Source organism: Verrucomicrobiia bacterium (assembly GCA_035946615.1).
Classification (GTDB): domain Bacteria; phylum Verrucomicrobiota; class Verrucomicrobiia; order Limisphaerales; family UBA8199; genus DASYZB01.
In genome coordinates, this window is the sequence record DASYZB010000140.1 from 1 (window position 1) to 26,247 (window position 26,247).

General features: G+C 57.0%; 23 protein-coding genes. 15 read left to right on the plus strand and 8 right to left on the minus strand.

Going from position 1 to position 26,247, the window contains the following annotated elements; genetic code table 11:
• Window positions 1-358, plus strand: a 358-nt coding sequence (locus tag VG146_20225) for a zf-TFIIB domain-containing protein (protein HEV2394685.1), incomplete at its 5' end; no start/stop codon positions are given.
• 745 nt (window positions 359-1,103) lie between these two features.
• On the opposite strand, the gene VG146_20230 is transcribed toward VG146_20225, so the two are convergent.
• Window positions 1,104-1,301 (minus strand): hypothetical protein, encoded by a 198-nt coding sequence (locus VG146_20230; protein ID HEV2394686.1) that lies wholly within the window; start codon window positions 1,299-1,301, stop codon window positions 1,104-1,106.
• Between the two features lie 135 nt (window positions 1,302-1,436).
• On the opposite strand from VG146_20230, the gene VG146_20235 reads away from it, so the two are divergent.
• From VG146_20235 to VG146_20250, 4 genes are all read left to right on the plus strand, one after another.
• Window positions 1,437-1,829 (plus strand): DUF3568 family protein, encoded by a 393-nt coding sequence (locus tag VG146_20235; GenBank protein ID HEV2394687.1) that lies wholly within the window; start codon window positions 1,437-1,439, stop codon window positions 1,827-1,829.
• Entirely contained in the window at window positions 1,826-3,340 is a 1,515-nt protein-coding gene (locus VG146_20240) for a Gfo/Idh/MocA family oxidoreductase (GenBank protein HEV2394688.1), read from the plus strand. The genes VG146_20235 and VG146_20240 overlap by 4 nt, the downstream gene beginning before the upstream one ends.
• Window positions 3,337-3,957, plus strand: a complete 621-nt coding sequence (locus VG146_20245; protein HEV2394689.1) for a helix-turn-helix domain-containing protein — start codon at window positions 3,337-3,339, stop codon at window positions 3,955-3,957. The genes VG146_20240 and VG146_20245 overlap by 4 nt, the downstream gene beginning before the upstream one ends.
• 179 nt (window positions 3,958-4,136) lie before the next feature.
• Complete coding sequence (locus VG146_20250) at window positions 4,137-4,775, plus strand: PEP-CTERM sorting domain-containing protein (protein HEV2394690.1); 639 nt, start codon at window positions 4,137-4,139, stop codon at window positions 4,773-4,775.
• Here VG146_20250 and VG146_20255 read toward each other — a convergent pair.
• The gene (locus VG146_20255) at window positions 4,761-6,368 is read right to left on the minus strand and encodes a fibronectin type III domain-containing protein (protein ID HEV2394691.1); all 1,608 of its coding nucleotides are present in this window, start codon (window positions 6,366-6,368) and stop codon (window positions 4,761-4,763) included. The two genes, VG146_20250 and VG146_20255, sit on opposite strands and share 15 nt — an antisense overlap.
• A gap of 123 nt (window positions 6,369-6,491) precedes the next feature.
• Here VG146_20255 and VG146_20260 point away from each other — a divergent pair, with 123 nt between their 5' ends.
• The gene (locus VG146_20260; protein HEV2394692.1) at window positions 6,492-8,864 is read left to right on the plus strand and encodes an exo-beta-N-acetylmuramidase NamZ domain-containing protein; all 2,373 of its coding nucleotides are present in this window, start codon (window positions 6,492-6,494) and stop codon (window positions 8,862-8,864) included.
• Window positions 8,865-8,872: 8 nt separating this feature from the next.
• On the opposite strand, the gene VG146_20265 is transcribed toward VG146_20260, so the two are convergent.
• The 3 genes from VG146_20265 to VG146_20275 all read right to left on the minus strand — a co-directional run bounded on the left by VG146_20265 (window position 8,873) and on the right by VG146_20275 (window position 11,988).
• On the minus strand, window positions 8,873-9,343 hold the full coding sequence (locus VG146_20265; protein HEV2394693.1) for a hypothetical protein: 471 nt from the start codon (window positions 9,341-9,343) through the stop codon (window positions 8,873-8,875).
• 72 nt (window positions 9,344-9,415) lie between these two features.
• A complete protein-coding gene (locus VG146_20270) occupies window positions 9,416-10,852 on the minus strand; it encodes a S8 family serine peptidase (GenBank protein HEV2394694.1) in 1,437 nt (478 codons plus the stop codon).
• Window positions 10,853-10,917: 65 nt separating this feature from the next.
• Window positions 10,918-11,988: a DUF362 domain-containing protein gene (locus VG146_20275; GenBank protein ID HEV2394695.1), complete on the minus strand. Its 1,071-nt coding sequence runs from the start codon at window positions 11,986-11,988 to the stop codon at window positions 10,918-10,920.
• 30 nt (window positions 11,989-12,018) lie between these two features.
• Between VG146_20275 and VG146_20280 the strand changes: the two genes are divergently transcribed.
• The 3 genes from VG146_20280 to dnaG all read left to right on the plus strand — a co-directional run bounded on the left by VG146_20280 (window position 12,019) and on the right by dnaG (window position 16,596).
• On the plus strand, window positions 12,019-13,821 hold the full coding sequence (locus VG146_20280; protein ID HEV2394696.1) for a tetratricopeptide repeat protein: 1,803 nt from the start codon (window positions 12,019-12,021) through the stop codon (window positions 13,819-13,821).
• A gap of 182 nt (window positions 13,822-14,003) precedes the next feature.
• Window positions 14,004-14,615: a CvpA family protein gene (locus VG146_20285; protein ID HEV2394697.1), complete on the plus strand. Its 612-nt coding sequence runs from the start codon at window positions 14,004-14,006 to the stop codon at window positions 14,613-14,615.
• A gap of 145 nt (window positions 14,616-14,760) precedes the next feature.
• Window positions 14,761-16,596, plus strand: a complete 1,836-nt coding sequence (gene dnaG / locus VG146_20290) for a DNA primase (protein ID HEV2394698.1) — start codon at window positions 14,761-14,763, stop codon at window positions 16,594-16,596.
• 45 nt (window positions 16,597-16,641) lie between these two features.
• On the opposite strand, the gene VG146_20295 is transcribed toward dnaG, so the two are convergent.
• Window positions 16,642-17,241 (minus strand): hypothetical protein, encoded by a 600-nt coding sequence (locus VG146_20295; GenBank protein ID HEV2394699.1) that lies wholly within the window; start codon window positions 17,239-17,241, stop codon window positions 16,642-16,644.
• 83 nt (window positions 17,242-17,324) lie between these two features.
• Window positions 17,325-18,311, minus strand: coding sequence for a serine hydrolase domain-containing protein (locus VG146_20300; protein HEV2394700.1), 987 nt, complete (start codon window positions 18,309-18,311; stop codon window positions 17,325-17,327).
• Window positions 18,312-18,510: 199 nt separating this feature from the next.
• Here VG146_20300 and VG146_20305 point away from each other — a divergent pair, with 199 nt between their 5' ends.
• Window positions 18,511-20,352: an AI-2E family transporter gene (locus VG146_20305; GenBank protein ID HEV2394701.1), complete on the plus strand. Its 1,842-nt coding sequence runs from the start codon at window positions 18,511-18,513 to the stop codon at window positions 20,350-20,352.
• 89 nt (window positions 20,353-20,441) lie between these two features.
• Complete coding sequence (locus tag VG146_20310; GenBank protein ID HEV2394702.1) at window positions 20,442-21,557, plus strand: DNA topoisomerase IB; 1,116 nt, start codon at window positions 20,442-20,444, stop codon at window positions 21,555-21,557.
• 78 nt (window positions 21,558-21,635) lie between these two features.
• Here VG146_20310 and VG146_20315 read toward each other — a convergent pair whose 3' ends face one another.
• Entirely contained in the window at window positions 21,636-22,598 is a 963-nt protein-coding gene (locus VG146_20315) for a hypothetical protein (protein ID HEV2394703.1), read from the minus strand.
• A gap of 198 nt (window positions 22,599-22,796) precedes the next feature.
• Between VG146_20315 and VG146_20320 the strand changes: the two genes are divergently transcribed.
• From VG146_20320 to VG146_20335, 4 genes are all read left to right on the plus strand, one after another.
• Window positions 22,797-23,636: an aminotransferase class IV gene (locus VG146_20320; protein HEV2394704.1), complete on the plus strand. Its 840-nt coding sequence runs from the start codon at window positions 22,797-22,799 to the stop codon at window positions 23,634-23,636.
• 257 nt (window positions 23,637-23,893) lie between these two features.
• Window positions 23,894-24,166 (plus strand): hypothetical protein, encoded by a 273-nt coding sequence (locus VG146_20325; protein HEV2394705.1) that lies wholly within the window; start codon window positions 23,894-23,896, stop codon window positions 24,164-24,166.
• 706 nt (window positions 24,167-24,872) lie between these two features.
• Window positions 24,873-25,820 (plus strand): MotA/TolQ/ExbB proton channel family protein, encoded by a 948-nt coding sequence (locus VG146_20330; protein HEV2394706.1) that lies wholly within the window; start codon window positions 24,873-24,875, stop codon window positions 25,818-25,820.
• Window positions 25,817-26,245, plus strand: a complete 429-nt coding sequence (locus VG146_20335; protein HEV2394707.1) for a biopolymer transporter ExbD — start codon at window positions 25,817-25,819, stop codon at window positions 26,243-26,245. Before VG146_20330 ends, VG146_20335 begins: the two co-directional genes overlap by 4 nt.
• The last annotated feature ends 2 nt before the right edge of the window (window positions 26,246-26,247 follow it).

Here is a 26,247-nt window from a genome sequence, read left to right on the forward strand (position 1 = left end):
GATTTCCTCATTAGCAGCCGTGAACAAAGAAATCTTCACATCTGAGAAAGACGATCACGATGAGCTGAATTGTCCTGCCTGCGGAAACGTGCAGATGGAGCATTTCAATTATGCGGACACCAGCGGGATTATTCTGCACAAGTGTCCTGAATGCGGCGGCATTTGGACTGATAAGGACCAGTTGGAAAAAGTTGAGGAACTGGTGGACGGATGGAAGGCGGACCTTAAACAGGACGCAGCCAAGTATGGCCCGATACTTCAAAAGGTTGAGGTGGAAGAACAGAAGGAGCTTGATCGGGCCGTTTCGATCTCCAGATTTGGATTCGTAAATTGCGTGCTACGGCGGTTTTGCGAGTGATAGCAACAAAGGGCGAGAGGAGGCCGACTCGTGCTCACCCCTTTTAGACGAGGACAGCCCATGACAAACACGCGCCGATTTCCACGATTGTTGAATCGAGGCGGCCATGCAGGTGGCCTCAGGATGTTCTCTTCTCGGCAAAGAGCCACCACAGAGCAACAATAACTCCCGCTAAAAGAGAGAAGGGGAGCCGTTGCGGAATGTCCCTCCATGGAACGAGGATATCATCGAAATGGTCGAAGCGCTCGGCGCCGGAGCACATGAAGGTAGCAGCTAGCGTCGTGCAGCAGCCCGCAACCGCCGCCCCCCTCATCCGTTTCACATGCTTGTCGTTGACATTTTCTACTTCTGTCAGTGCTCTTCGAGGCCCAACGGATGCCTCAGATGCTGCACCACGGCTCCGGAAGTAGCCATAAGCACAGCCGAGAGCAAGTGAACCGAATACGAACGCGCTGGACCACATGTGGGGTTGGAACCCCAGGAGCCATATCACCCCACCAAGGGCTATCGCATAGAGGACACCACAAGAAGCGCGCCGATCTCAGAATGGCTCGGTTGCTTACGTTCCCGCAACAAAATCAAAAGCGTGCCGAGCATCAAGCGAGCCATCCAAAAGCGGCGTCGCGCTGCGCTTGCCGCCGCACTCCACATGCAGTGAGCGATAAATCAAACCGCATTCTCTTTCTTTCCCCGTCCTGTATATTTCTGGCTCGTGTTTCTGCCTTTTGCCTCTGGTGCAAAAAATTCAGTGTATCAGGGTGTGGAATTCCATGCGGCGCCAGAGTTCCTTTTGAACGCTCCGGTCTATACGTTTAAGAATCTGTTGGCGTTCCTCCTGAGTGGCATTTGCCAACTCGGCAGCATGTTTGGTGAGCGCCGCCTTGCGGAGGTCATTTTTGAGGATTCCCAATGCCTCACCTCTCGAAATGATCGGGTGTTTCATGCAAATAAGGCCGATGCCAGCATACATCATGGCGAACTCCGCGCCAAATCAACGGGGGCGGCTTTCTGGCTTCTTCATTTTGCCTCTGGTGTGATCGGGCTTGACGGTTTTGGGGAATGTGGTTGCATGGCGAGCATGAAATTGAAGTTTTTGGCGATGTCGATTGGAGCGGTGCTGCTCCTGGCCGGATGCGTCAGCACGGTCAACCAGCGGACCACCCCTGGTATGCCCTTTATCAAAGACCGCGTCGAGGGGCGGTATGAGCGGTCGGTGGATGAGGTCTTTCAAGCGGCCAAGCAAGTGATCAGCAACAACGGCGTGCTGGTCAACGAGAGCACTCTGTATAATCAAACCAATACGGTCAAAACCGTGGAGGGCAAAGTCAACCAGCGCAATGTGTGGGTACGCGTCGAGCCGGTGGACCCCAAGATCACCCAGGTCACTGTGCAGACCCGCACACCGGGCGGCGGCGCGGACATCGATTTAGCCCACGAGTTGGAGAAAGAAATCGCTCTGAAACTAAAGTGAGCGAAAACAATCCAGCAAACCCGCTGTCCCGGCGCCGGTTTCTGGCGGGGGCGGGCGCGGCGGCGGCGGCGGTTGCCCTTGTGCCGCGGGAGGTGCTGGGCGGACCGCGTTACGTCGCCCCCAGCGAGCGGATCAATATCGGGTACGTCGGCTGCGGCACCCAAGGGCTGCGCCAACTCATGCAGGCCCTTGAGAAGCCCGAAATCCGAATTGCGGCGGTTTGCGACCCGAATCGGCGCAGCGACGATTACCCGGAATGGGGCAGAAACGAGTTAAACGATAAGATTCGCAAGTTCGTCGGAGACCCCAACTGGGCTCAAGGTGCGCGCGGCGGGTTGTGCGGGCGGGAGGTCGGCTTCGAGGTTGTCAATCGGCATTATGCCAAACAGAAGAGCGCAGCAACCGCCTGCCGGGCTTACAGCGATTTTCGCGAACTCCTCGAAAACGAGAAGGACCTTGACGCGGTCTATATTATGACGCCCGAACACCTGCACGGTGTCATTGCGGTGCGGGCGATGCGGGCGGGCAAACACGTTATCACGCACAAGCCGGTCTCGAATGTGCTCAATGAAGTGCGTCAGGTGCGCGACACGGCGCGTCAAACGGGGGTGGCGAACCAGTTATTTTGCTCAGCCGGCATGGGGAGCACCCCCACGATTGCCGAATGGCTCGGGGCAGGGGCCATCGGCCCGGTCCGGGAGGTGCACAATTGGTCATCGCGTCCTTTCTGGCCACAAGGCATGATCGAACCGCCCAAGGACACTCCACCGGTCCCCGAGGGTTTGGATTGGAATCTGTGGCTGGGACCAGCCAGCGAGCGGCCATATAATCCGGCCTACGCCAATGTGGTGTTCCGAGGGTGGTATGATTTCGGCACCGGGGCGCTGGGCGACATGGGCCACTACAGTTTTCATCAGATATTCGCCATTCTTAAACTCGGCTCACCCATCAGCGTCGAGTCCACTCGCAGCCAATTTTGGAAGATAAAAGATTACACGTGGCACAAGGAAGTGAACCGAGTTTCTTACCCGGAGGCCTCGCTCATCCATTGGCAATTCCCCGCGCGGGGAGGACTGCCGCCGGTCACTCTGCACTGGTATGACGGAGGGTTGCGTCCGCCAATCCCGTCCGAACTCGAGCGTGATGGCGAAGCAATGCCCGAAGAGGGACTGTTGTTTGTTGGGGATAACGGAAAACTGCTGGCTGGGTTCATGGGTGAGAACCCACGCCTGATACCGCAAGCGCGAATGCGTGACTTTAAACCGCCCCCGCAAACACTGCCCCGGCCCATTGATGAACTGGACCAATTCATCCGTGCCTGCAGGGGAGGTCAGCCTTCAGACGCTAGTTTCGAAGCCGCCTATCCGTTTGCCGAGACCATCCTGCTGGGCACCATTGCTCAGCGAGTAAACCAAAAGCTCCAATGGGACACGGCGAAATTCGAATTCAGCAATTCACCCGAAGCGAACGAGTTGAAGTTTCGCAAAAACCGCGCGGGATGGGAGATTTGAGCCCACAAGAGCACCAGCCCGAGGCTAACAGTCTTGCGGCGGGAGCAGGCGCGAGTGGGTTGCGGGCGTTTTTGAGAGAAATCGCCGCGGTGGCGCTCAAGCTCAAGCAGGTGACCAGGTCCGCAGGAATCCAGGACGCCCCGGGCGCTGGCCTGGGCATTCTGGAATTGCTCAACGCGCATGGACCCCAAACCGTGCCGCAGCTTGGCCGGCTCCGATTGACTTCGCGTCAGAACATTCAAATCCTCGTCAACCGGTTGGCCGCCGAGGGTTATTTGGAATTAACCCATAATCCTATGCACAAAAGGTCTCCCCTGGTGGCCCTCAGTGAGCAGGGCGTGTTAGCACTTGCGGCCTCAGCGCAATATGAGGGCGAATGGCTGGCGGCCCTGTCGAGCCAAATACCGGACAACGAAATGGCCGCCGCCTGCCGGGTCCTGACAGACCTTCGTCGGCTCCTGACAACTCAAACCCGAGAAGCGAATGGCCAGGGGCGGAAAGACTCTGAATCTGGCCAGGAAAAGCACAGTGCCAGCCGTAAGGACATGACAGCATCAGAAGACCGCTTTTCTGACGAGAACCGGGCCGGGAACGAGCTGCCGATCAATCTGCTTTAAAGCACCCAGTTCCGTGGTTTTGCCTACGGTTTTGTCCGTAATTGTTGGTCTTTTCCATTTTGTGCTAAAGTGGTCTGATCTTATTCGTGACCAAACAGCGCTATTTGCTTGCCGGAAGGGCTTTGTGTTTTGGCATCCGCCTGAACCCCAGGTTCTGGGCGGCGGTCGCAATTTCCAGCATGCTCCTGACCGCTCTGGGCCAGAATTTCAGCGACTTGGATTTTGAAGGGATAGGGGCTTCGTCCATCCCATCGGATGGTATCTGGCTGGGTTGGAGTCTGGCAGCGCCGGGTTGGCAGCATGCCGAGGGGGGGGACTCGGTCTTTGTGTATCACCATAATCCTCCTCAGGCGAGCATCGCCCAATACTATTTCCTGGTGGACTCCTCATCGACTCTTTGGTCGCCGTTGGCGGGGAATTACTCGCTGGCTTTAGTGAGCGGCCATTTCAACCGGTATGATCCGAACTCACCCTGGGTCAACGCCTCCATCTCGGAGCAGGGCGTGATTCCAAGCGACGCGAAATCGTTCCACATGCTTGCAGCCGGGGACTTCACCCTCAGCATCGATTCCAGCGTCATTCCTATGACCTCCATGGGCGGAGACCTGTACAGCGGGGACATCTCAGCCTTTGATGGGCAATTTGCCACCGTGCAAATCGAGAACGATTCGATGCAAACCCAACAGCCGTTGATCGTGGATAACCTGGGTTTTTCACCTCAACCGGTGCCAGAGCCTTCCTCAGTTGGGCTGATCAGCCTGGGATTGGGCGCCTTGGCCCTGGGACTGCGGCGCCGGGTGCAATCAACGCTGGATTAGGCGAAAAACGGTGAGTGGATTGGTTGGGGCCAGGTCCAGCGTTTGGCTGATGCTTGTTTGCGAGTAATCCAGCAGATCATACCAGGCCAGCGGGTTTAGATTAGTAGCGTACTGCAAACCATAACTGGCGCCCACGCTGCCTAAAAGGGTTAACCTCACCACCTGTCCCGACATAAAAGCCGCCTGCAGCAAGGGAACATCCCCAACCAACGCAACCCGGCCTGCTGCGGTTCCAAAGTTCAGATAAGGCGATTGATTCGCATCGAGGGCGCCGAGGATTTGGACCGGCAGATCGCTAAAGCCGGAGGCTTGCAGCGGAGAGGTCTGGAAGTTTAACTCACCGATGAGATTGGAGCCTTGAATGGGTTGGAGACCAGTTTGAATCGTGACCAACAGGTTCGTCGCCTGGTTGAGCACGGTGGAAAGGACACCATTCATGGAAATAGAAGGGGGCGTATCGAACGGCCAGCCTACAGCAAACGTGAGGCTCGACACCCCATCACTCGAAGAGAGATAAATCGGCACATTGGCCGTTTGGCCGGCTTCGACCGAGGTTGCGCCGAGGCTTAGGGTCAATAGGTTTTGCACCACAACAATCACGGCTTGATGCTCAGCGAAATCCGGCATGGCAGCATTGGTGAGAATCACATCGATTAGATTGGTTGTTGAGGCCTGGGCAACCGAGGGGGTCCATACGAGGGCCGCAACGCCGTTCCGAGTGAGAATTTGCGCGCCTGTTGGCGCCCCGGCATCCAGGCTCAGATTCAACCCTCCGGCGCTTGCAATAGGTGCATTGAGCGCGAACCAAAAAGTCGAGTTGGGCGCCACGACGGCATTGGTAGCGATCTCCAAAGCAGCCGGATTGGGGTTCACCGTCACGGTAAATGCGCTCGATGCCGTGTTGTTGGAGAGCGAATTATTCCTCACAGTGACCGTGAGGAGCGCTGAGCCAAATGTATTCATTGCCGGAGCGAATGTGATGGCACCCGTCGAGTTTGGGCTGGTGTAATCGACAACCGGATTTGGGAGTAGGTTTGGATTGCTCGAGGTGGCAGTCGCACCAATGAGCTGAGATTGGTTCCCGGCGCCGGCGGATATTCCGGAGAGGCGAAGGATTTGCCGAGCGGCGTTTTCGCTGATTGTTAAGTCCGCCAGTGGATCGATTGTCGGTGGCGCGGCGGGAGCAGGAACGGTGTAAACAACCTCTCCGGAAAAGGCGCTTTCAAGTCCAGTATCGGTGTACGACGTGACGGCGAAATAGTAAGTGGTGCCTGCGACCAGATTCGAAACCGTCAGAGAGTCCGCATTACCCGCATCGATCATAGCTGAGTACTGCTGGCTGACGGTGCCATAATACAACCGGTAACCCGCCACCGTCGGTCCGGTATAAGGGCTGGGGTTCCAAGCCAGAGCCACGTTGCTGGCCAGGATTGTCGTGGCGGAGAAAAAGATTGAGAGAACTCCTGCGACTGAGGAACGGAAAGCCGCGTGTCGAAACAGATTTGCCGCCGGAACCATTGTTGTACCCGCTGTGGTGGGCAGAGTTTTGCCAGCGGCGAACCGCGCCGCCTCACTATGCTGGATCGGAGCCAAGGCTTGCTCTGCGGGAATGGTCAGTCAATCAGGAGTTATTCACCGCTATTCACAACGGCCCGAGTCGATACAACCGGACTTTACGGTTGCCGCGCGACCAGAGCCTGGGTTTAATCCTGCATAATGATGAATTGCCGTCGCGTTTCGTTGGGGTCTGCTTCCTTCCTTTGCTGCCTCTGGCTCGCGTTCAATTTCGGTTTGCTCTCAGTGCTGGCTGGCGAGGCGGGTTTTCGCCCGGAAAAGCTTGCCAAGATGGACGCAGCCATCGAGCAGGCCATAGCCGAGCACCGATGTCCCGGTGGCGTGTTGTGGGTTGAACACCAAGGGCTCAGCTATCATAAGGCCTACGGCCATCGCGCCCTGGTCCCGGATGTGGAGCCGATGACCGAAGACACGATTTTTGATGCCGCTTCGCTAACCAAAGTGGTTGCTTGCACCCCAGCGGTAATGCTCCTGGTCGAGCGCGGCTTAATCGGTCTGGATGAGCGCGCGCAAACCTATATCCCGGAGTTCAAGGGCGGGGGCAAGGAAGCCATTACCGTCCGGCAACTCATGTTGCACCTCTCGGGTTTGCCCGGCGATATCGAGACCCGCACCGACTGGCATGGGTCCGAAACGGCCATTCAAAAGGCCTGCGCGGCGCAGCTCGTAAGTCCGCCCGGCACAGTCTTCCGCTATAGCGACATCAACTTCTTTCTCCTGGGCGAAATCGTCCAGCGCGTGAGCAAAATCCCGCTCAATGAATTTGTTGCCCGCGAGATTTACCAACCGCTCAAGATGGTGGATACGGGTTATCTGCCGCCGGAATCGAAGCTGGGGCGCATCGCGCCGACGGAGATGGTGGATGGCAAACCCTGGCGCGGAGTGGTGCATGACCCCACGGCGCGCAAGATGGGCGGGGTCGCGGGCCATGCCGGGCTGTTCTTTACAGCCGCAGACCTGGCGCGGTATGCCCGCATGCTCCTCAATTTGGGTGAGTTGGAGGGCGCGCGCGTGTTGAAACCCGAAACGGTCCGTTTGATGACCAGCGTTCAAAGCCCTCCTTACATTTCAGACCGTCGTGGGCTGGGATGGGATATCGACTCGGGCTACAGCGGGGCGCGCGGGAAGATTTTCCCACTGGGTTCCTACGGCCATACCGGCTGGACCGGCACTTCCATCTGGATTGATCCTTTTTCCCAAAGCTTCGTGATTTTCCTGTCGAACCGCAATCATCCGACAGAGGAAGGCAATGTCGGGGCACTTCGGGCCCAGCTTGCCACTTTGGCGGCCCAAGCCATCGCGGATTACAATTTTACCTACGTGCCCGGCGCGCTTCCGCCATGGACTAACGCAGAGCCCCGCTTGGTGCGGGAAAAACCCGTGGCTCAGTTCAAAACCCTCAATGGGATTGACGTTCTGGTGAAAGAACATTTCGCGCCGCTCAAGGGCCTGCGGGTTGGCCTGATTACCAACGATACGGGCCATGACCGCCAGCGCAATCCGACCATTGATCTGCTCCTGCACGCTCCGGAGGTTCAACTTAAGGCACTCTTCAGTCCCGAACACGGCATCCGTGGCCTGAAAGATGAGCCGGTCTCCGATGAGGTGGACGAGCAAAGCGGGTTGCCTGTCTATAGCCTCTACGGCGAGCATCTCAAACCCAAACCCGAGCAACTTCAGCACCTCGATGCGTTGGTCTTCGATATCCAGGATATTGGCTGCAGGTTTTACACTTACACCGCCACAATGGCCTTGGCCATGGAAGCCGCCGCCGAGAATGGCAAGAAATACTTTGTCCTGGACAGGGTCAATCCGCTCAATGGCGTGACCATTGATGGGCCGGTCTTAATCGGCGAACCTAGTTTCGTTGGATTTCACCGGGTCCCGCTTCGCTATGGGATGACCATCGGCGAGTTGGCGCGGATGTTCAAAGCCGAGCGCAACTGCGCGGCGGATTTAACTGTCATCCCGCTGGAGAACTGGCGCCGGGATTTGTGGTTCGACCAAACCGGGCTGCCGTGGACGGACCCTTCACCCAATATCCGCAATCTGACCGAGGCGATTCTATATCCCGGGCTGGGTCTTCTGGAGCGCGCCGTTTCGGTGGGACGCGGCACCGATACCCCTTTCGAGATAGTGGGCGCCCCGTACGTCGATGATGTGCGGCTGGCCGATGAATTGAACCATGCCCGCTTACCTGACGTCCGATTCGTGCCCATCCGCTTTACGCCCACCTACAGCACATACCAAAATCAATTCTGCCGGGGCGTTTACATCCTCCTGACCGACCGCCAAGCCTGCAACGTGGTCGATGTCGGCCTGCAGATTGCCAAAACCTTGTACCGTCTTTATCCGCACGACTTCGACCCGGACAAGGTGAGCCACCTGCTGTTGCACCCGCCAACTCTGGAAGCGATTAAGGCCGACAAACCGCTCAGCGAGATTCACCTGAGCTGGCAAAAGGACCTGGACGAGTTCCAAAAGATACGCGCGAAATATTTGATCTACAGATGAGGTTTTGATCAATGTGATTGAGGGACCACCGGTGCGTGGGCCGCATGCAGGGTAATGGTGCTGTCGGAAAGCCAGGGATGCTCCTGCCGATCGATAATCAGCACGCGAGGCAGCAACTCGATCTCATGATTGAAGAGCTGGAAAGTGACTGTACCCGGCAGGAATGTCGTGTCCATAAAGATACAGGAGCCGAACGGGACGGGATACGGGACGGGCTGCGGCTGTGCGAAAATGAGAGAGCCCAAGGCATTGGTTGCCGGAAGCATCTGGTCGGGAAACTCGATTTGGACATTGGTGATGGCGAGCTTGTGCTGGTTGATGACAAGGGCGGGCGCGCCTGCGGGTGAATTTGTAAAGGTGACGTGCCAAGGCCCTTTGCGTGTCCGCCGATGCTCGATGGCGTGGTAGAACAGGGCGTAACAGCCCAAGGCCAGCACAAAGGCGAGGATGAAATGCTTCATCGGATTGTCCGAACTCATGTGGGTTCGAGAGTCTGGCAACTCGACCAGTGATGTCAAGCCAGCGAAACACACACTCGGAAGGCCACCGAGTCACTGGCCCGAGGCAGATTTTAGGGCGAAATTGCTTTGGACGAAGGATTGCGCCTGAGCGGTAGTACTGTGATTGACATCCATATAGCCAGCGGCCAGACCGCTCGTGAAGGCCGCTGCGGGGGACGTGCCGACCACGTACCATGGTTGGTTTCCGTAAACGATGATACTCGTTCCCGGGGCGCCGAGTGAGACCCAACTGCCACGATCAGCGTAGGAAGCAATCTGGCCATTGGGGTCCAGGGCGGTCACCGGATTCACCCCGGCGTAAGCGGCCGGATACATCGGGAGCGTACCGCCCTGATTTCCCGCCGAAGCAAAAAAGAGGATATTTTGGTCAAGCGCTTGCTGGATTATGTTGTGCAAAAAGGGACTATCCTCTGGACTCCCCAAGCTCAAGTTAATAACCCTCGCGCCCGAGTTAATCGCCTGCACAATCCCATTCGCAACGTCAAATGTGCTGGTGCTCTCATTGGGGCCATAGACATCGACGGGCAGAATCTGGACCGAAGTCGAGCCTTGGGTGACCGCCTGGATGCTGCGCAGGATGGTTTCGGCCATCGACGTGCCATGTGATGGCGTTTTGGGATCGAGTTGAGCGTCGCCGGCCACGGAGATTTGTTTCAGCATGAACTGGTCGAGGTTATTTCCTAGAGGCTGCACGGCGGTATCAATCAAGCCCACCACCACTTTTCCATTGTCGGGCGGCGGCTTGAGTTGCAGTTGCGGCGCAGCCAGGGTGCTCGCCGCTAACGGGCCGGGCGTCGGGGGAGCATCGACCGAATAGTTGCTATCCACGGCGGCGACCTGCGGATTGTCGGCCAATTGCTGCCGTGCCGCATCGGCGGCAGCCGCATCCTCGAACTCCAGCCGATATGCGTTCATGCTGTCGATATGGCCAATGACCTTCGCGCCAAGTTGGCGGGCCAAATCCTCGATGTTTGCCCCCGGCTTCAGTCGCACAATCAGTTCATTCGGGATGAGCTTGCCGTTTGGCGGCGTCGAGGGACGGACCAATTGTGTCGCGTTTTCTCGCCCGGTGCGGAAGACGAACAGGCGCTGGCCCGAGTTGGTGCCGGGCACCAGCGCGTAATTGAGTTCACCCAACAGCAGGTGGAGGGCCTCACCGGGAGGGACATCGTTAAACTTCGCCGAAACATTATGACTGGCAGAGGGTTCGAGAAATACCTGCCAACCGGTGGCTGCGGCAATCTTGGCGAGAAGCTGCTTGAGGTTCCCATTGTCAATGTTGGCCCTGACTCGATTCCGGTTCGTATTCCATTGGAGTGAGCTGACCAGTAAAGAGTTGCCCGGAAGCACGGCGGAAAATGCCGGCAAAATTCCCAAGCAGGACGCGACGAGACCCACAAACAGCCAGCGTGGCAGCAACTGGCGCGGGCGCGACAACATCGAGAGCGAAACAACAAAGTCAACCATTCAATGTCCTGTCGAACTATAGCCGCGATTGGCTCCCCGGGCGATAAAAAGATTTCTACCCGCTTTTACTGAAAGCCGAGGGATTCGACTGCGATTCGTCTGGGGTCATTAGTCCCCAGCTCCAGAAGGGCGGCATTGCTGTATAAATCCATGTTGGTGTTTACGTTGGGAACCCCCGCTGTTTTGCGCAAGCGCTCCAGTTCCTGGATGGACAGCACATCCAGCGCGACCGGGTCATAGCTCAGGCGGAGCTGATTCAGGATAGCCGAGTAATGAAGCAGACCGCGTTCCTCTCCTTCGTACTGGCAAATGAGCGCATCCACTATGTTGAGCACCACCCGATCGCTCAGCTCCGGCTTGGCGTAGATTTCTGGAATTGCTATCGCCAGCCGCGCCGGGTCGGTTTCGAACCGGGCGGTGTTATCCACACTGCCGACCGCCAGGCCATACAGATTGCCCGAGACTCCGGCATAGTTATGGTTCAACAATGGGGTGATGTTGATAATCTTTGTAATCTCTTTGGTGAGTAATTTGGAAATAAAAGATTTGCGCCCAATACCGGCCCCTTGCCGCCCAAACTCAAGATCGCCCCAAACCAAATTCCCGATCAACGGGCTCTCATAAAACGCATTCTGGTCGTAGCCGGCCTGAGCGCTTCCTGCGACACGAACCCCATAGCGCTCGGCCAAGTCGAAAAAGCCCGCCAGGCGCAAATCGGTCACCTGCTTGTCCCACACAATGATGTGTTTGGGTGAGAAACCAGCGGTCAGCAACCCCTCAATGACCCCCGCAACCACGGCTTTGCGGGTACCGCTGTTGGGGCCTGGGACCGAATACACTTTAAGCCCGACGACTTCTTGGGTTGAGACGATGCTCCGCCACGCGTCAGCCAGTTTGGTTTTGCCCGTTAAGGCCATGATAGCGCGATCGACCATGGGCTTGACCACCTGCGGACGGGCCTGAAAAGCGTCCGTAGCGTCGGCGCTGCATATCTCAATGACGCGCGCCCTGGGACTTGGACCTGGATTGGGCAAAGGCGCAGCGGCATGGGCTTGAACAAATCCCAGCGTGAGCAAGCCGCTCGACAACGCGGCGATGAAGCGGTTTTTGAACTTTGGTTGTGCGTTTCTTGACACTTCGCGGCACCAATGTTACCACGACACTCGATGGTGACCACCAAAAACCTGGCGCGAAGTTCGGTCGTAATCCTTCTGGCTGGCGCCCTGCTTGCCGGCTGCAGCCCGCCCGGCCCTCGCGCGCTATTTCAGGGCAAAAAACTGCTCGAAAACGGCCAATACGCGCAGGCGGTTGAGAAACTCAAAACTGCTGTGCTTTTGCTGGGCAATACCAACGCGCAAGCGTTAAACTACCTTGGGGTTGCCTATCATCAGGCTGAGGCGCCGGCAGAGGCGGCGAGGGCTTACCAGCGAGCGCTTTATTTCGATCCGGACCTGTCCGAGGTCCACTTTAACCTTGGTTGCCTTTGGCTGGAACAGAATCGCGTGGACCAGGCCAAAGCCGAATTAACGGCTTTTACCCTGCGCCGCAGCAACGCGGTCGAGGGTTGGCTTAAACTGGGGGCAACGCAGTGGCGCGCCCGCGAGTTCACGGCGGCGGAAAGGAGTTTTACCACTGCCCTGAAGCTCAGCCCGGGCAACGCCGAGGCATTGAATGGCCTGGGTTTGGTTCTCGTTAAACATCAACGCCCGGCCGAAGCGGCGCAGTACTTCCGTCAAGCCCTCAAGGAGCAGCCGGATTACAGGCCCGCTTTGCTAAATCTGGCCATTGTCTCGCAGGAGGCGTTAAACGACCGTGCCTTGGCTGTCGAACAGTACCGGCAGTACATCGCGCTCAAGCCCACTCCCGAAAACGCGGAGGCGGTACGGGCTTTGATTCGCGAATTGGAGCAGAGGCCCTCCTGGTTGTCACTGCATTCTTCGGCTTCCGGCGCAGCGAGCACTAAAACCAACTTCACCGCGCCCGCCAAATCGCCTCCTGCCTCTCCCAGACCGGCTGTCACTAACGCCACTGAACGCATTTTTATGGCCAAAGCCGATGTCCATGGCGAAGAACATCACACGTCCCCTGCCCAAGGCGCTCCCAAGCCCATGGCCAGAACTCTGGAGACGAATGCGATCGTGCAAGTCGAGACCATACCGGCAGAGCCAGTGCTCAAAGCAGCTCAAGATTCGCCCTCGCCCAGCCTGGGCTCTCAGGGCTCCCTTGCAAAGCCGTTGAGCGCCCCTCGGACTGACACCAGAGCTGAAGAGCCATCCAAAAGCTCCAAGCGCGGATTTTTTCGCCGACTGAACCCGCTGACTTTATTTGCCGCTCAGGACAAGACCGCGACGCCGACTGCTTTGCCTCAATCGGCGCGCTCCGAGCCCCCGGTGGAGCAAGCGGCTGCGAACGCGGAGCGGGCTGCGGGAGCTTCGGACGCGTCAGTTGCGCTGTCAGCACGTTATTCTTACAAGAGTCCACTGAAACCAGACAGCGGAGACCGATCCGAAGCGGAATTGCTCTTTGGGCAAGGTGTGAAGGCCCAGCAAGCCGAACAACTGCCCCAAGCCATCGAGGCCTACCAGCGCTCGGTTAAGGCCGATCCCGCTTTTTACGATTCCTGGTATAACCTTGGGCTTGTAGCTGCCCAGGCCACAAACACTTCCTTGGCGCTGACAGCCTATGAAGAGGCCTTGGCCATACGCCCCGAATCTCTGGATGCCCGCTATAACTTCGCTTTGTTACTCAAGCAGGCCAACTTCATTCGAGATGCTGCGGATGAAATGGAAAGAATCCTGGCCCGCTTTCCCAACGAAAGTCGAACTCACCTGGCGCTAGGGAATCTGTACGCCCAGCAACTGCACGACCCTGTCCGCGCCCGCGCTCAGTACTTGGCGGTTCTGAAGGTCGATCCGCAAAACCCTCAAGCCCCAGCCATACGCTATTGGCTTACTGGCAGCGGCCAGTAGATGCCCCTTGGCGCCGGTTCGCGTGAACTGTCGCGGACTGCGCCAGTGCCCTGGCGCTTTCAAGGCCACACCACGGACGGGGGAGAGTGTCAAAATGGCACACTTTTAAGCCATGATTTGGCATGAAACTGGCTGTCTCACAACCGGTAGTGAATCGCCATGCCGATTAGTGGGAAAGAAAAATGAACCTGCATAATCTGCCAATCAACATGTTTGACTGCGTCCTGATTGCAGTCCTGACCCTGGGGCTGCTGGCTGGGCGCAAGCACGGGATGTCCGAAGAGTTGATGAGCCTGCTGAAATGGCTGGCGGTGTTGATTGGGTGCGCCATTGTCTATGAGCCAGCCGGTCTTTGGTTTGCGCAAGCCAGTCCATTCAGCCTGCTGGCGTCCTTCTTGATGGCATACATTTTGGGGGCGCTTTTAATCCTGGGGGCCTTTTCTTTCATTAAACACCAGCTTGGGGGGAAGTTGATCGGGAGCGATATTTTTGGACGGTCAGAGTATTATTTAGGCATGGGGTCGGGCATGGTGCGGGCCGGTTGCATGCTCCTGGTTGGTTTGGCGTTATTGAACGCGCGCTATTTCAGCCCGGCAGAAGTCCAAGCGATGGACCGGTTCCAAAATGACATGTATGGCAGCAATTATTTTCCCACCTTGCACAGCGCCCAGCAAATCGTTTTTGAGGAATCGGTCGCTGGGCCCTGGATTCGAGACCATTTTGGCTTCCTGTTGATCAAGCCCACCGAGCCCGAGGACAAGCAATTCCATCAAAAGGAAGCCAACCTGCCCTAGCCCGGCAACCGGTCTTGGAACGGACCACCTTCGTCGTAGCCTTTGTCATTTTCCCTCATCAATCTGGTTTTTCATTTGTGGGCCTCGCTTCTGCCCCTTCGGCGCTGGATTAAATCGCGGTTCTACCTCAAAATGCCGGCCAGAGATGTCCGGCTTTTTTTCTCAGGCAACGCTCGACCAGGTTCGCGCCGCCAATGACATTGTCGAGGTCATTGGAGGGTACATCCCACTAAAGCGGGCGGGCGCGAATTTTGTTGCTCTCTGCCCTTTTCACAAAGAAAAGACGCCCAGTTTCAACGTCAATCCGCACCTGCAAATCTTTCACTGCTTTGGCTGTCACAAAGGAGGGAACGTATTCACGTTCGTAAAGGAGTTCGAGAGCATCGATTTCCCCGAGGCGGTGCGGCGCCTTGCGGAACGGGCCCGGATTCCGATTGAAACTCAGCAAAACCCGGGCGAGCAGCAGTCGAGGCATTTAAAAGAGAAACTGCTGCAGGTCCACGAGCAGATAGCGCAACGTTGGCAAAACGCCCTTGCCAATGAAGCCTCCGGCCAGATTGGCCGGGAGTACTTGGCGCGACGCGGGGTTTCGTCCGAAGCCATCACGCTGTTCCGGCTCGGGTGCGCCCCCGAACTGTGGGATGACACGGTCAATTGGGCCAAAAGCAAAGGCTTCGACATGGCATTGGTCGAGAAGGCGGGCCTGATTTTGCGCAAAGAAGGCACAGATCATTATTATGACCGATTTCGTGGACGTTTGATGTTCCCCATCTGCGACGAGCAGGGCAGGGTGATCGGCTTTAGCGGGCGGGTCCTGTCCGGGGATGAGAAGAGCGCGAAATATGTGAATTCACCGGAAACTCCGATCTTTACCAAGAGCAAAGTATTTTTTGGGTTGGACAAGTCCAAGCGAGCGCTGCTGGATGCGGAATGGGCGTTGGTTTGCGAGGGCCAACTTGACCTCATCTCCTGCTTTATGGCCGGCATCCAGAATGTGGTCGCTCCACAAGGGACGGCTCTGACCGCCGAGCACGCGCGAGTCCTTAAGCGATATGTCCAGGAGGTCGTTCTCTGCTTTGATTCCGATGAAGCCGGGCAAAACGCAACCGTGCGCTCGCTCGACCACCTGCTGGCCTCGGGGTTAGCCGTGCGTGTGGCAGTTGTTTCCTCCCCCCACGATCCGGACAGTTTTATCAAGGCCCACGGCGGCAATGCATTCAAAGAGATCGTCCAAGGCGCGGACGGTTTTTTCGATTATTACCTTAAACGGCTGTGCGCGAATAATGATGTCAAAACCGATAAGGGCCGCTTGGCGGTCCTTCGCGAGATGGCAGCCGCAGTCCATAAAACCGGCAATAATGTTCTGATCGAGACTGTTGCGCAAAAGACCGCCCTGCGTCTCGGCGTATCGCCTGAGGCGGTGCGGCGTGAATTCCAAAAGCTCGCATCGAGCAAGGGGGCTTTGGAGCAGAAACCCGAGGAGGTGAGCCTGGAAAGGGAGCCGCAGCAACAGCCTTCAACGCATGAATTCTGGCTTTTGAAGATATTGCTTCTCCACGAAGAATTAGTGTCCTGGGCGGCCGTGCACCTGGACATCAACTGGATAATTAATCCATTAATCAAAGGGATCGTGGGTCAACGGCTGGCCACGCATCGGGATGGCACTTGGACCACGCTGGCTTCTTTTCTCGCCCAAGTCCCGGAGGGTGGCTCGCAAAACCTCATTGCCGAAGCCACGGCCTGCGGAGGGCCTGTGCCTAATCCAGAACAACAGCTCGCAGACGTATGTAGCCGGCTCCGTGCCCAGTCCCTTGAAAAGGAAATGGCGGCCTTGATGTATCGCCTCAGCCAACCGGAAATGCCTGAACCGGAGCGAATCGAACTATTGCGAAAGAGAGAAGCTTTGCGGACCCTCAAAAGAACCCCAATTGGAGGAAATGCAGACAAAAAAACCGCCGGGGTCGGACCGGCGGTTCCATGAGACAAGGGGCGCGCGCCATCAGCGCTTGGATTGACTCCAGTGCTTTTAACGTTGGACCCAAGAGAGCGATTTAGCTCCAAAAGCCGCCCCGCTGAACAGGGAAGCAGCTCCCAAGGCTAATAGCCCAACGAGCACCAATGTCAGCGGGTCCAACCCGATAACGGCCAGAATACCAAGCACCAGGGCCGCTAGTCCAACGAGGACCTGGCCTCCCACGGTTGCGGGCATGACCGACATAAACGACATGCTACCCAGGAAGAAGCTGGCTCCAAACGTCAGGATTGCGACCGAAAGCAGAGTCATCTGTGCCACTCCGAGCAGTGCCAGAATGCCTAGCACAATACCCGTTAGTCCACCCAAAAAACCGGCGCTCATTCCGCCGCTCCATTCAGTCCTCTCAGTCACGGACGCGGATTCTCGGGTTGTCACGGCCCCAAAAGACCCTCCCTCGATTAAAATGGAAGCCCCAATGACAATGGTGGCGATGGCTGCCATCGTGGGCGAGAAAACTCCCGCCAATCCGACAATGGCGAGCGCTATGGTCGCTAGAGCGCCAATAGCCTCCACCAGCGAACCTCCGGCCGCCAATTTGAAAGCCGACTCTCGCATGGATTGATGTTGGATTGTTTCTGTTGCTGTATTCATACACACCTACCTTTCTACATTTTCCTAATAAGAACCTATGGCAAAAACAGCTTAATGCTATATCGCATGCGGCAGGAGTGGTCCTACCTTGACAAACAACGCTGCGCAATGCGGCGCGTTAGCCCGCCCAAACGCGCTCGGCTACGGTTGGCTAACAGGATCAAAGTCAGCCGTTCTTGAGGAAATCGTGTGATCCGGCTTGTAAACCCCACGCTGTTGCCGCTGTGCCAAATTTGCACGGTATCCTTGAAAGGAGTGATGTACCAACCCATTCCGTAGGCGGTATTGGGCAAGGGAGTGGCTATGGAAGGCGCGAAGGCCATGCCAAGCCACTTCCCCCTCATCAGACCCTCCCTCTCGAGAGCCTGGTCCCACTTAAACAAATCCGCCACCGACGAATAAATCCCTCCGTCCCCTAAGACCGAACTGGTCAGGCTCTGATCAGTCTGCTCATAGCCTCGTTGCGTTTTCGTATAACCATATGCGCGATTAGCTATTTGCGCCAAGCCCTCCTGATAAGCCACAGTTTGCCTCATCCCCAACGGTTCGAAGATATTCCTGCGAAGAAAGGCAGAAAACGTCTGATCCGAACGCGCCTCAACGGCCAGGGCCAGCAACGCATAACCCGAATTGCTGTAGCGAAACCGGGCGCCCGGCGGGAAGTAAGTCCGCCTCTGGCGCAGGAGCAGCCGCAGCACGTCCAGGTCGTTTAGAGCCAGCTTAAGGTTCTTGGGCATAATCCTCTCATAATCGATCAGGCCGGAGGTGTGCGTCAGGAGATGTCGAATCGTAACGGCCCGGCCATACGCAGGGAATCCGGGAAAAAGATCGGCCAGGCATTCATCGAGCGAGAGCCGGCCCCTGTCCGCCAGTATCAGGATAGCCATGGCTGTGAATTGCTTCGTGACGGAAGCGAGGCGGAAATTGGTTCGATTGGTGCAGGGGCTTTGGTGGTCGAGGTCTGCCAGGCCATAGCTTCGGGCAAAGACCGGTTTGCCGGCGCGGATGACCATGGCGCTGATTCCGGGGGCATTGGGCCTGTCAAATTCCCGTAATAGGTCTGAAAACATGAAGAAAAGAATGAAGGATGGATTATGAAGATGGAAGTGAAATGCTCACGCGATTCCCTGCGCCTTCTCGCATTTGCAGCGTTTCCCTTGGGGTGTTTGACTACGTGAAATGAAGCATAATTGATGGGAAAGGTGAGGTGGGACTTGCGCCAGCAATCAACAGAATGCCGGACCACACCAGAAAGGGCTGAACAACATAGTGCCAGACGAGAATCGCCGGAAAAGCAGCGGGGAATCGAATAGTCTATTAACCATTCTCGTCGTGGTGACGGTGCTCTATTTTGCCCGCACCGTAATAATTCCGTTTGTCTTTGCGATTCTGGTGGCGTTTCTGCTGGCGCCTCTGGCCATCCGATTGCGGCATTGGGGACTTGGCCGCGCGCCTTCAGCGGTGCTGGTGGTGCTGCTCTCCTTCCTCATTGTGGGGGCCATTGGGGCAACCATGGCAGCTCAGTTGGGGGAGCTGGGGCACAAATTGCCCGAGTACCAGCAGAACATTCACAAAAAACTTCAATCACTGCGGACATCTGGCGGCGGGCTGATTGCCGGTTTCAGCCGTGTCATCCGCAATTTCGCCGATGAACTCAATCCTCCTGCACCTCCAGCCTCCGGCAATCAGCGGACCGAGGAGCGGCCTGTGCCGGTCGAAATCCGCAGGTTGCCCTTTTCGCCCTTGGCGGCAATTCAGAAGGTCCTGGGCTCCCTGTTGGACATTGTGCTGACGGCGGCCATTGTGGTGGTGTTTGCCATGTTTATGCTGATCGAGCGCGAGGCATTGCGTGATCGATTAATCCGGCTGGTTGGAACCCGGCGCGTCAATCTCACCACCCGATTGCTTGACGACGCGGCTCACCGTGTCAGCCGCTACCTTCTGGCGCAACTGATCGTTAACCTGTGTTACGGCACTTTGACAGGCATTGGCCTGTGGCTCATGAAGGTCCCCAACCCCTTTCTTTGGGCCATGCTCGCCGCTCTGCTCAGGTATATACCTTATCTTGGCATTTGGGTCGCGGCGGCAATGCCCGCCGCCATTGCCTTTGCTGTCGAACCGGGCTGGGTGAAAGTCCCTCTAATCTTTGGCCTCTATTTCGGCATCGACTTAATCACCTACAACTTCGTCGAGCCGGTAGTTTACGGCAACTCGACCGGCCTTTCCGGCCTGGCGGTTTTGGTGGCGGCGGTGTTTTGGACCTGGCTATGGGGTCCCGTGGGTTTGTTGCTTTCAACGCCCTTAACCGTGTGTGTCGTGGTACTGGGCCGCTACGTCCCCAATCTGGCATTCCTCCAAATCCTGCTGACCGACAAACCAGGGTTGCCGCCGCAGGTGCGTTTTTATCAGCGAATGCTGGCTATGGAATTGGTGGAAGCCAGACAAGTTGCCGAGGAATTTCTCAAGGGCAAATCCCTGGAAGAGCTTTTCGATTCGATGATCATCCCCGCTCTCAGCCTGGCCGAAGAGGACCGCCATCGCGGCAAGCTTGGAGAGAGGCGGCAGAGGTTTCTGTTCCAAAACACTCGCAAACTGATCGAGGAGTTAGCGCAACGCCCGGAAACGATTGCGAGCGATTCTTCCAAAACTCACGCAAAACTTCCCATTCCCGCGCCACAAGACCAGAACGCGCCCCCTGGTGAGAAGCTGGAGATATTCTGCATTCCCGCCCGCGATGAAGCAGACGCAATTGCTGCGTTGATGATGGTGCAATTGTTGGATAAAAGAAGCATCGCCGCCCGCGCGTTGCCACCGGGACTGGCGGGAGAATCCGTTGAGACCGTGGTCCGCGAGGCCCCCAAAGTGGTATGTGTCCTGGCCGTGCCGCCGTTCGGCTACATGCACGCGCGTTATCTGTGCAGGCGTCTGCGCGAGCAAATAAAAGGACTTAAAATTGTTGGGGGTGTTCTCACTGAACAGGATGTGCAGGAGATTAGAGAGCGCCAGCCGTCTCTTGGCGCAGACGAACTGGCTTCGAGCCTGCAGCAAGGATTGGCCCAAATCCTGGCTTTGCTTCCGCTCCAGGCGGCGCCAACCCATTCCGTATCATGACCCATTCGCTGCGGAAGAGCCTTACTACTTCTCGGACCAAACCCGTTCCAAATCGACGAGCGGTCTCAAGCCATTTCACCAACCTGCCCTTGAACGCCGCGGGCGCCCTCGCCGACCCTGTCGCCTCTGCCCACCACGCCGGCTTGCGCTATGTGAGCGACCAAATGCCCGGAATCCGCCGCCAAAGGACAGGTCAAGGCTTTCGCTATTGTTATCCAACCGGGCAAACCGTGCGCGAGGCTGAGGTTCTCAGGCGCATCAAGACCCTCGCAATCCCGCCCGCCTGGACCGAGGTTTGGATTTGTACGGACCCTTACGGCCACTTGCAGGTGACTGGACGTGACGCGCGTCGGCGCAAACAGAGCCGTTACCACCCTCTCTGGCGTGAGGTCCGTGATGAGACCAAATACGCGCGAATGATTGCTTTTGCCAAGGCCCTGCCGCGCATTCGCCGGCGGGTCCGAAAAGATCTCGCTCGCTCGGGACTGCCGCGTGAGAAGGTCCTGGCTACCGTTGTGCGGTTGCTCGAGGTCAGTCTCATTCGAGTCGGCAACGAGGAGTACGCCAGGGAGAATGACTCGTTTGGCCTCACTACAATGCGCAAACGGCATGTGGACGTGAGCGGTTCGACCCTGCGTTTTCATTTTCGGGGCAAGGCAGGAAAACGGCACGAAGTGGACATCCGCGACCAACGTCTGGCGGCAATCGTCAGGCGTTGTCAGGACCTGCCGGGGCAGGGATTATTTGAATACATCGCCACAGCCGGCAGACCGGGGGAAGTGAAATCCGAAGACGTGAACGAGTACCTGCGAGCCATTACAGGAGACGATTTCACCGCAAAGGATTTTCGGACCTGGGCCGGAACGGTGCTGGCAGCGCAATCCTTGCAGGGGTTTGAAAAGTTTGATTCCCATGCCCAGGCGAGGAAGAATATTCTGCGAGCCATTGAATCAGTCGCGAAGCGCCTCGGCAACACAGCGGCGGTGTGCCGCAAATGTTATGTTCACCCGGAGGTCCTGAGCGCTTATCTGGACGGCACCCTTGTGCAAACCCTGAAACAGCGGGCAGAAGAACAACTCGCCGGCTCTTTGAAAGAACTCCAACCTGAGGAAGCATCCATCTTGGCCCTATTGCAACAACGTTTGGCCACCGAGGAGCAGCGCCTGGAATATCAACTCAAAGCTTCATTGACGAGAAGCCGGTAAGATGGATGTGTTCGCGCATTATCGACTTGGCGCTATCTGCGTCCTCCTGGGTGAATTCCCGTTCTTTGCGTTACTCTTTTAAGCCGCTGCGGCTTTGGGCTCTTCCGACCTCGTTTTTGCGACGATCAGCAGCACCTCCCGCATCAGCGGGTGCTGGTGCTCTGGGAATTTCGCCTGAATCTTGGGGCAGAAAGGGTCCCGGATGATCTTCACAATCGTGCCGTCGTGTGGGCCGTACCTTATCGGCTGTCCAACCGCGCAATCGGAAACTGAGAATGGTTTTTCCGGATCGTACCAAAGGCAGCCGGTCCTCTTGGAATCCGGAGTCCGAGTTTTTGGGCTTTGCACCAATACGGGAGGGTCGTCCAGCTCAACGAATCCGTAATCCTTTCGGGTTAGGATTCGGACTTCAGGCTGCGGAGCGGGAGGCACGATGAAGGGCCTGCTTTTTGCGGTGAGGCATTTGGCAAATCCGTTGATCGAGTCAAGGCTTGGGGGCAACTGAGCATGAACTATCCGGGCTGGAAGCAGCCGCTTCTTATGCGGCATCGCCAGTTTCCTTGGGGCTGGCATGTTTATGGCGGCTTCCCGCCGGCCATTCTCAGCCTCTTTGTATTCACCTATTTTGCGCCACCGGGCCTGTTGGAGTTCGGCGGGATTGATTCTGAGCCTTTTGGTCAGATCGACATGGCCTTCGAGTTGGCCCTTTTCGCATCTGGCCTTGATCGTGCCCGCCCTGATGCCTGTCAGGCGGCTGGCTTGCTCAAGAGTCGGCCAGCCGGCCAAGGCGTATTTGTGCAACTCGGCCAGTTCGAGCGCCAAATCAACCGGAATAAAATTTGTCCTGCCAACAGTTGAGGCCGCAATTTGTCGCCTGCGGAAGCGGGCGTTCAAGGTGGTGGTCTTGACACCGATGAGTTTGGAGAGTTCCGGCACGGCGATAGCGGTCCGCCGCTCGTTCTGGATTGCAGCCAGCACTTGGCTGTAACAATCGAATGTCGCCTCTGCGAAGGATGCCTGCCGGTCACCGTTCAATTTCATAAGGCTCGAAGTTTCAAACCCCATTTAGCCCCAATCGAGATTTTGGGAACTGTGCGTTTGACTGCACACCCGGGGAAGCACCCACCGAGCTTTTCGAGCCGAGGGCGCCTCCCCCGGAGCTTGGGAGACAGAATGATGGGAGGGAACAATTGCTTCTGGCGCCCCGCGTCATCTGCGCCTCATACTCGCTCCTGGTTTATGCTCGTGTTTGTCAATGGCCAATTCGTTGCGGAGGAGCAAGCGACGATTCCGGTTTATGATCGTGGTTTTCTTTACGGCGACGGGCTGTTTGAGACAATTCGCATCCATAACAGCCGGCCCTTCCAATGGAAGCAGCACTTGGCCCGGCTCGAAGGCGGGGCGGCATGGTTGAAGATAGCGCTCTCCATGACTCAGGAGGAATTGCTGCGGGTTGCTCAAGAACTTATCCGCTTGAACGGCAGGCCCGAGGCGCTGTTGCGGCTGAACCTTTCGAGGGGAGTAGGGCTGCGGGGTTATTCGCCCAAAGGCGCAAACTCGCCCTGCATTGTGCTCTCGCTGCATGATGTTCCCTGGACGGACCCGTTGCGGCCCCCGGGTTGGCGCTTAGTCACCGCTGCTTTCCCCATGCCGGCCCACGTGCCGCTGACTCAATTCAAAACCTGCAACAAGCTTCTGCAGGTCCTTGCGCGTGCTGAGGCCGATGCGGCGGGAGCACAGGAAACGCTCTTGCTGGATAGCGGAGGGTGCGCCTTGGAAACAACTGCCGCCAATATTTTCTGGGTCGATGGCCGGGAGGTCTGCACGCCACCTTCAACTGGCAGCATTTTACCAGGCATCACCCGCTCATTAATTCTTGAACTCGCCCGTACCCTCGATCTTGTCCCTCAGGAAAAACCTATTGACCGGAACGCCCTTTTTGAGACGGATGGAGTTTTCCTCACGCTTAGTTCAATGGGTATCGCCGAGGCCGTCTCACTGGACGGACGCAACTTGCCACGCTCGCCTGCCACACAGACACTTTATGGCGCCTACATTCAGGCGCTGAACTCTTTGTAACCTTTCCCACTGGCCAAGCGTCCGTCTCTTGTCGGGTCCAGGGACGCTGCTTCGCGGGCGAATCTGGAAGGCACAACAAACAAACTCAACAAAACACACGTATGCAGTTCAAACACAAACATTTGCTATCAATGGCCGCCCTCTGCGCCGTCGCCACTCTCGGATTGGTCTCCTCATCGCAGGCAGAGGATAAGGCTGACCCTACGGGCACATGGACCTGGTCAGTTCCTGGGCGTAACGGTGGGCCAGAGCGTAAGATGACCCTGAAATTAAAGACCGAGGATGGCAAGGTCACCGGCAGCATTTCGCAGCCGGGACGCCAGGGAGGAGAGCCGCGGGTAACCGATATTAAAGACGGCAAACTCAAGGGTGACGAGGTCTCCTTTAGCGTTACCCGTGAATTCAATGGGAATTCGTTCACCATGAAGTACAGCGGCAAAGTGAGCGCCGACACGATCAAAGGCAAAATCGAATTTGAGCGTAATGGTGAGACGCGTTCCCGAGATTGGGAGGCCAAGCGTTCCACCTGAGACCAAGTAGGTTCCCGCCAAATAAGGCGCCGTTGAGCTAACCCCAACGCGCCGTAGAAGGACGCCTTGATTGGCGTCCTTCCTTTTGCCCATGAAATCTCCTTGAGAATCGTTGGGGCGCCAGGACGAGGATGTTGTGTGGCGCCTATTGTTTAAACTTGCCCCGTTCGCACCCACTCCGGGGTCGTCCAGCTTTTACGGCCAATAGGCAAGACCTTCTTGTGAAGTTGGTCACTGTGCAGGATAACCACTTCCATATCCCGCAGGTGCCCTCCTCGACTGAACAGCAGCGCGTCTTCCACCGTTTCAAACCGGACGGCCAGCGGAGGGCCAACCCACCTCGCTTGGTTTCCGTAATAAAGCTTCGTCCCCTTTTTCCTTAGCACGACCACCACACTTAAAAATAAAAAGCCCGCGCAAGCCAACGCCAAGTGGGGATAACACCCCAGGCAAAGCTGCAGGGCCCCTTCCTCCCCCGTCGGGGGTTGTCATCGCGATATTTCGTCCTGACCCATACGTCACATTTCCCTGCCCAGGAATCTATTCCCCAGACGAGTGGCACACCATGTAGAGTCATTTTGATTTGTCACAGGGATGTTACAAGGATGCCTTCTATTTTTCACATTCCGCTCCTTTCGTTTGATTGAGGCTCCGCCATATTCTTACCGAGCGGGACTTTGAATTTGCACCGAATGAATCGACCGACATGATGAACTTGATTTCGCCCATAATCGGCGCAGGCGCGCCTTCCAACGCCATTGGGTTCGCATATGAACATCTGACCGAGGAGGGGTTTTGCACCATTCTTGCCTTGTTCGTGGTCTCCATTTTCAGTTGGACCGTCATCATCACCAAGGGCCGCCAGCTCTATCGCGCCCGTAAGGCGGGCAAGAGATTCTTCACCGCATACCGCGCCACCCGGGACCCGCTCGAGATGTTTCGTTCACAAAAGGAATTCGACGGCGCCCCCGCCTTTGAACTGTACGCTACCGGCGCCGAGGAGATGGCTTATCATTTAAAGAATAACCCCGTGCAACTCGTCCAGGTAAAACCTTTGGGCGGTTTGAAAAACAACGCGGAATCTTCGGCGGCCACAGACGTGTTGGCGCGCTCGATTCAGACGAAAATAACTCGCACCTCATTCGAGTCGGTGCAGGTTGCCCTTGAGCGCGCGGCTTCTGCTGAGGCGCTCTCTCTTGAAAAGGGGATGATCATCCTTTCCACGGCGGTTGCAGGCGGCCCATTTATCGGCCTGTTCGGCACGGTTTGGGGAGTGATGGAGACCTTCTCGGGCATCGGCCGGGCTGGGGCAGCCAGTCTCACGGCCATGGCGCCCGGAGTTGCTGCGGCGCTGCTTTCAACGGTGGCGGGGCTGTCCGTGGCCATTCCTGCGATGTTCGCTTACAATTATATGGTCACCACCATCCGCGCCATCACCCAGGAGTTGGATGGATTTGCGTCCGAGTACGCCACGGCCCTCGAGCACATGTATGTGGATAATCGTTCCCTCGCCGATGAACTGCGCGAGGCATTTGGCGAGTCCCGCCTCCCGGCGCCGCCGACCAACCCTGGGATGACCGGGGTTCCGCCGTTGCTGGTCAAATCCGCCCCCCGCTCTTCGGAGAAACCGATAGCCGCCGTTATTGCCGGATGAAAAAGTGTTCCAAGAGCAATCACGCAGCCCTGGCGGAGTTGAACATCACTCCGCTGCTGGACCTGGCGTTTGTGATGCTGGTCATTTTCATCATCACCACGACCCCGGTTGTGAACGATCTCGATGTGGATTTGCCAAGCGCCGCCAGGAGGCTCAAAGACCCCAAGCCCAAAATCAATTACGTAACAGTCGAGAGTAACGGTCAGTTGTATCTGAACAAGGACCCGGTTGACCTGCCGGGGCTGCAGGAAAAGGTCGTGGCCATGCGCATGGATACGCCCGATCTGGCCATCGTTATCCGCGGCTCGGCGCGCACCAAGTACCAGCGCATCGTCGGGGTCATGGATATGTTGCAACAAGCCAACGTGGGCAAAGTTAACCTGGCCACCGAGGCATTCCCCGATGGCCCGGTCAAAAAGGAGTAGTT

What these genes read in the sequence shown, in the direction of transcription:
- VG146_20270 (HEV2394694.1), bottom strand. Translation starts at nt 10,852, where the DNA reads ATGGTTGACTTTGTTGTTTCGCTCTCGATGTTGTCGCGCCCGCGCCAG.
- VG146_20265 (HEV2394693.1), bottom strand. Translation starts at nt 9,343, where the DNA reads ATGAGTTCGGACAATCCGATGAAGCATTTCATCCTCGCCTTTGTGCTG.
- dnaG (HEV2394698.1), top strand. Translation starts at nt 14,761, where the DNA reads ATGTCCGGCTTTTTTTCTCAGGCAACGCTCGACCAGGTTCGCGCCGCC.
- VG146_20295 (HEV2394699.1), bottom strand. Translation starts at nt 17,241, where the DNA reads ATGAATACAGCAACAGAAACAATCCAACATCAATCCATGCGAGAGTCG.
- VG146_20335 (HEV2394707.1), top strand. Translation starts at nt 25,817, where the DNA reads ATGAAAAAGTGTTCCAAGAGCAATCACGCAGCCCTGGCGGAGTTGAAC.
- VG146_20320 (HEV2394704.1), top strand. Translation starts at nt 22,797, where the DNA reads ATGCTCGTGTTTGTCAATGGCCAATTCGTTGCGGAGGAGCAAGCGACG.
- VG146_20300 (HEV2394700.1), bottom strand. Translation starts at nt 18,311, where the DNA reads ATGTTTTCAGACCTATTACGGGAATTTGACAGGCCCAATGCCCCCGGA.
- VG146_20260 (HEV2394692.1), top strand. Translation starts at nt 6,492, where the DNA reads ATGATGAATTGCCGTCGCGTTTCGTTGGGGTCTGCTTCCTTCCTTTGC.
- VG146_20315 (HEV2394703.1), bottom strand. Translation starts at nt 22,598, where the DNA reads ATGAAATTGAACGGTGACCGGCAGGCATCCTTCGCAGAGGCGACATTC.
- VG146_20230 (HEV2394686.1), bottom strand. Translation starts at nt 1,301, where the DNA reads ATGAAACACCCGATCATTTCGAGAGGTGAGGCATTGGGAATCCTCAAA.
- VG146_20280 (HEV2394696.1), top strand. Translation starts at nt 12,019, where the DNA reads ATGGTGACCACCAAAAACCTGGCGCGAAGTTCGGTCGTAATCCTTCTG.
- VG146_20325 (HEV2394705.1), top strand. Translation starts at nt 23,894, where the DNA reads ATGACCCTGAAATTAAAGACCGAGGATGGCAAGGTCACCGGCAGCATT.
- VG146_20330 (HEV2394706.1), top strand. Translation starts at nt 24,873, where the DNA reads ATGATGAACTTGATTTCGCCCATAATCGGCGCAGGCGCGCCTTCCAAC.
- VG146_20235 (HEV2394687.1), top strand. Translation starts at nt 1,437, where the DNA reads ATGAAATTGAAGTTTTTGGCGATGTCGATTGGAGCGGTGCTGCTCCTG.
- VG146_20250 (HEV2394690.1), top strand. Translation starts at nt 4,137, where the DNA reads ATGCTCCTGACCGCTCTGGGCCAGAATTTCAGCGACTTGGATTTTGAA.
- VG146_20285 (HEV2394697.1), top strand. Translation starts at nt 14,004, where the DNA reads ATGAACCTGCATAATCTGCCAATCAACATGTTTGACTGCGTCCTGATT.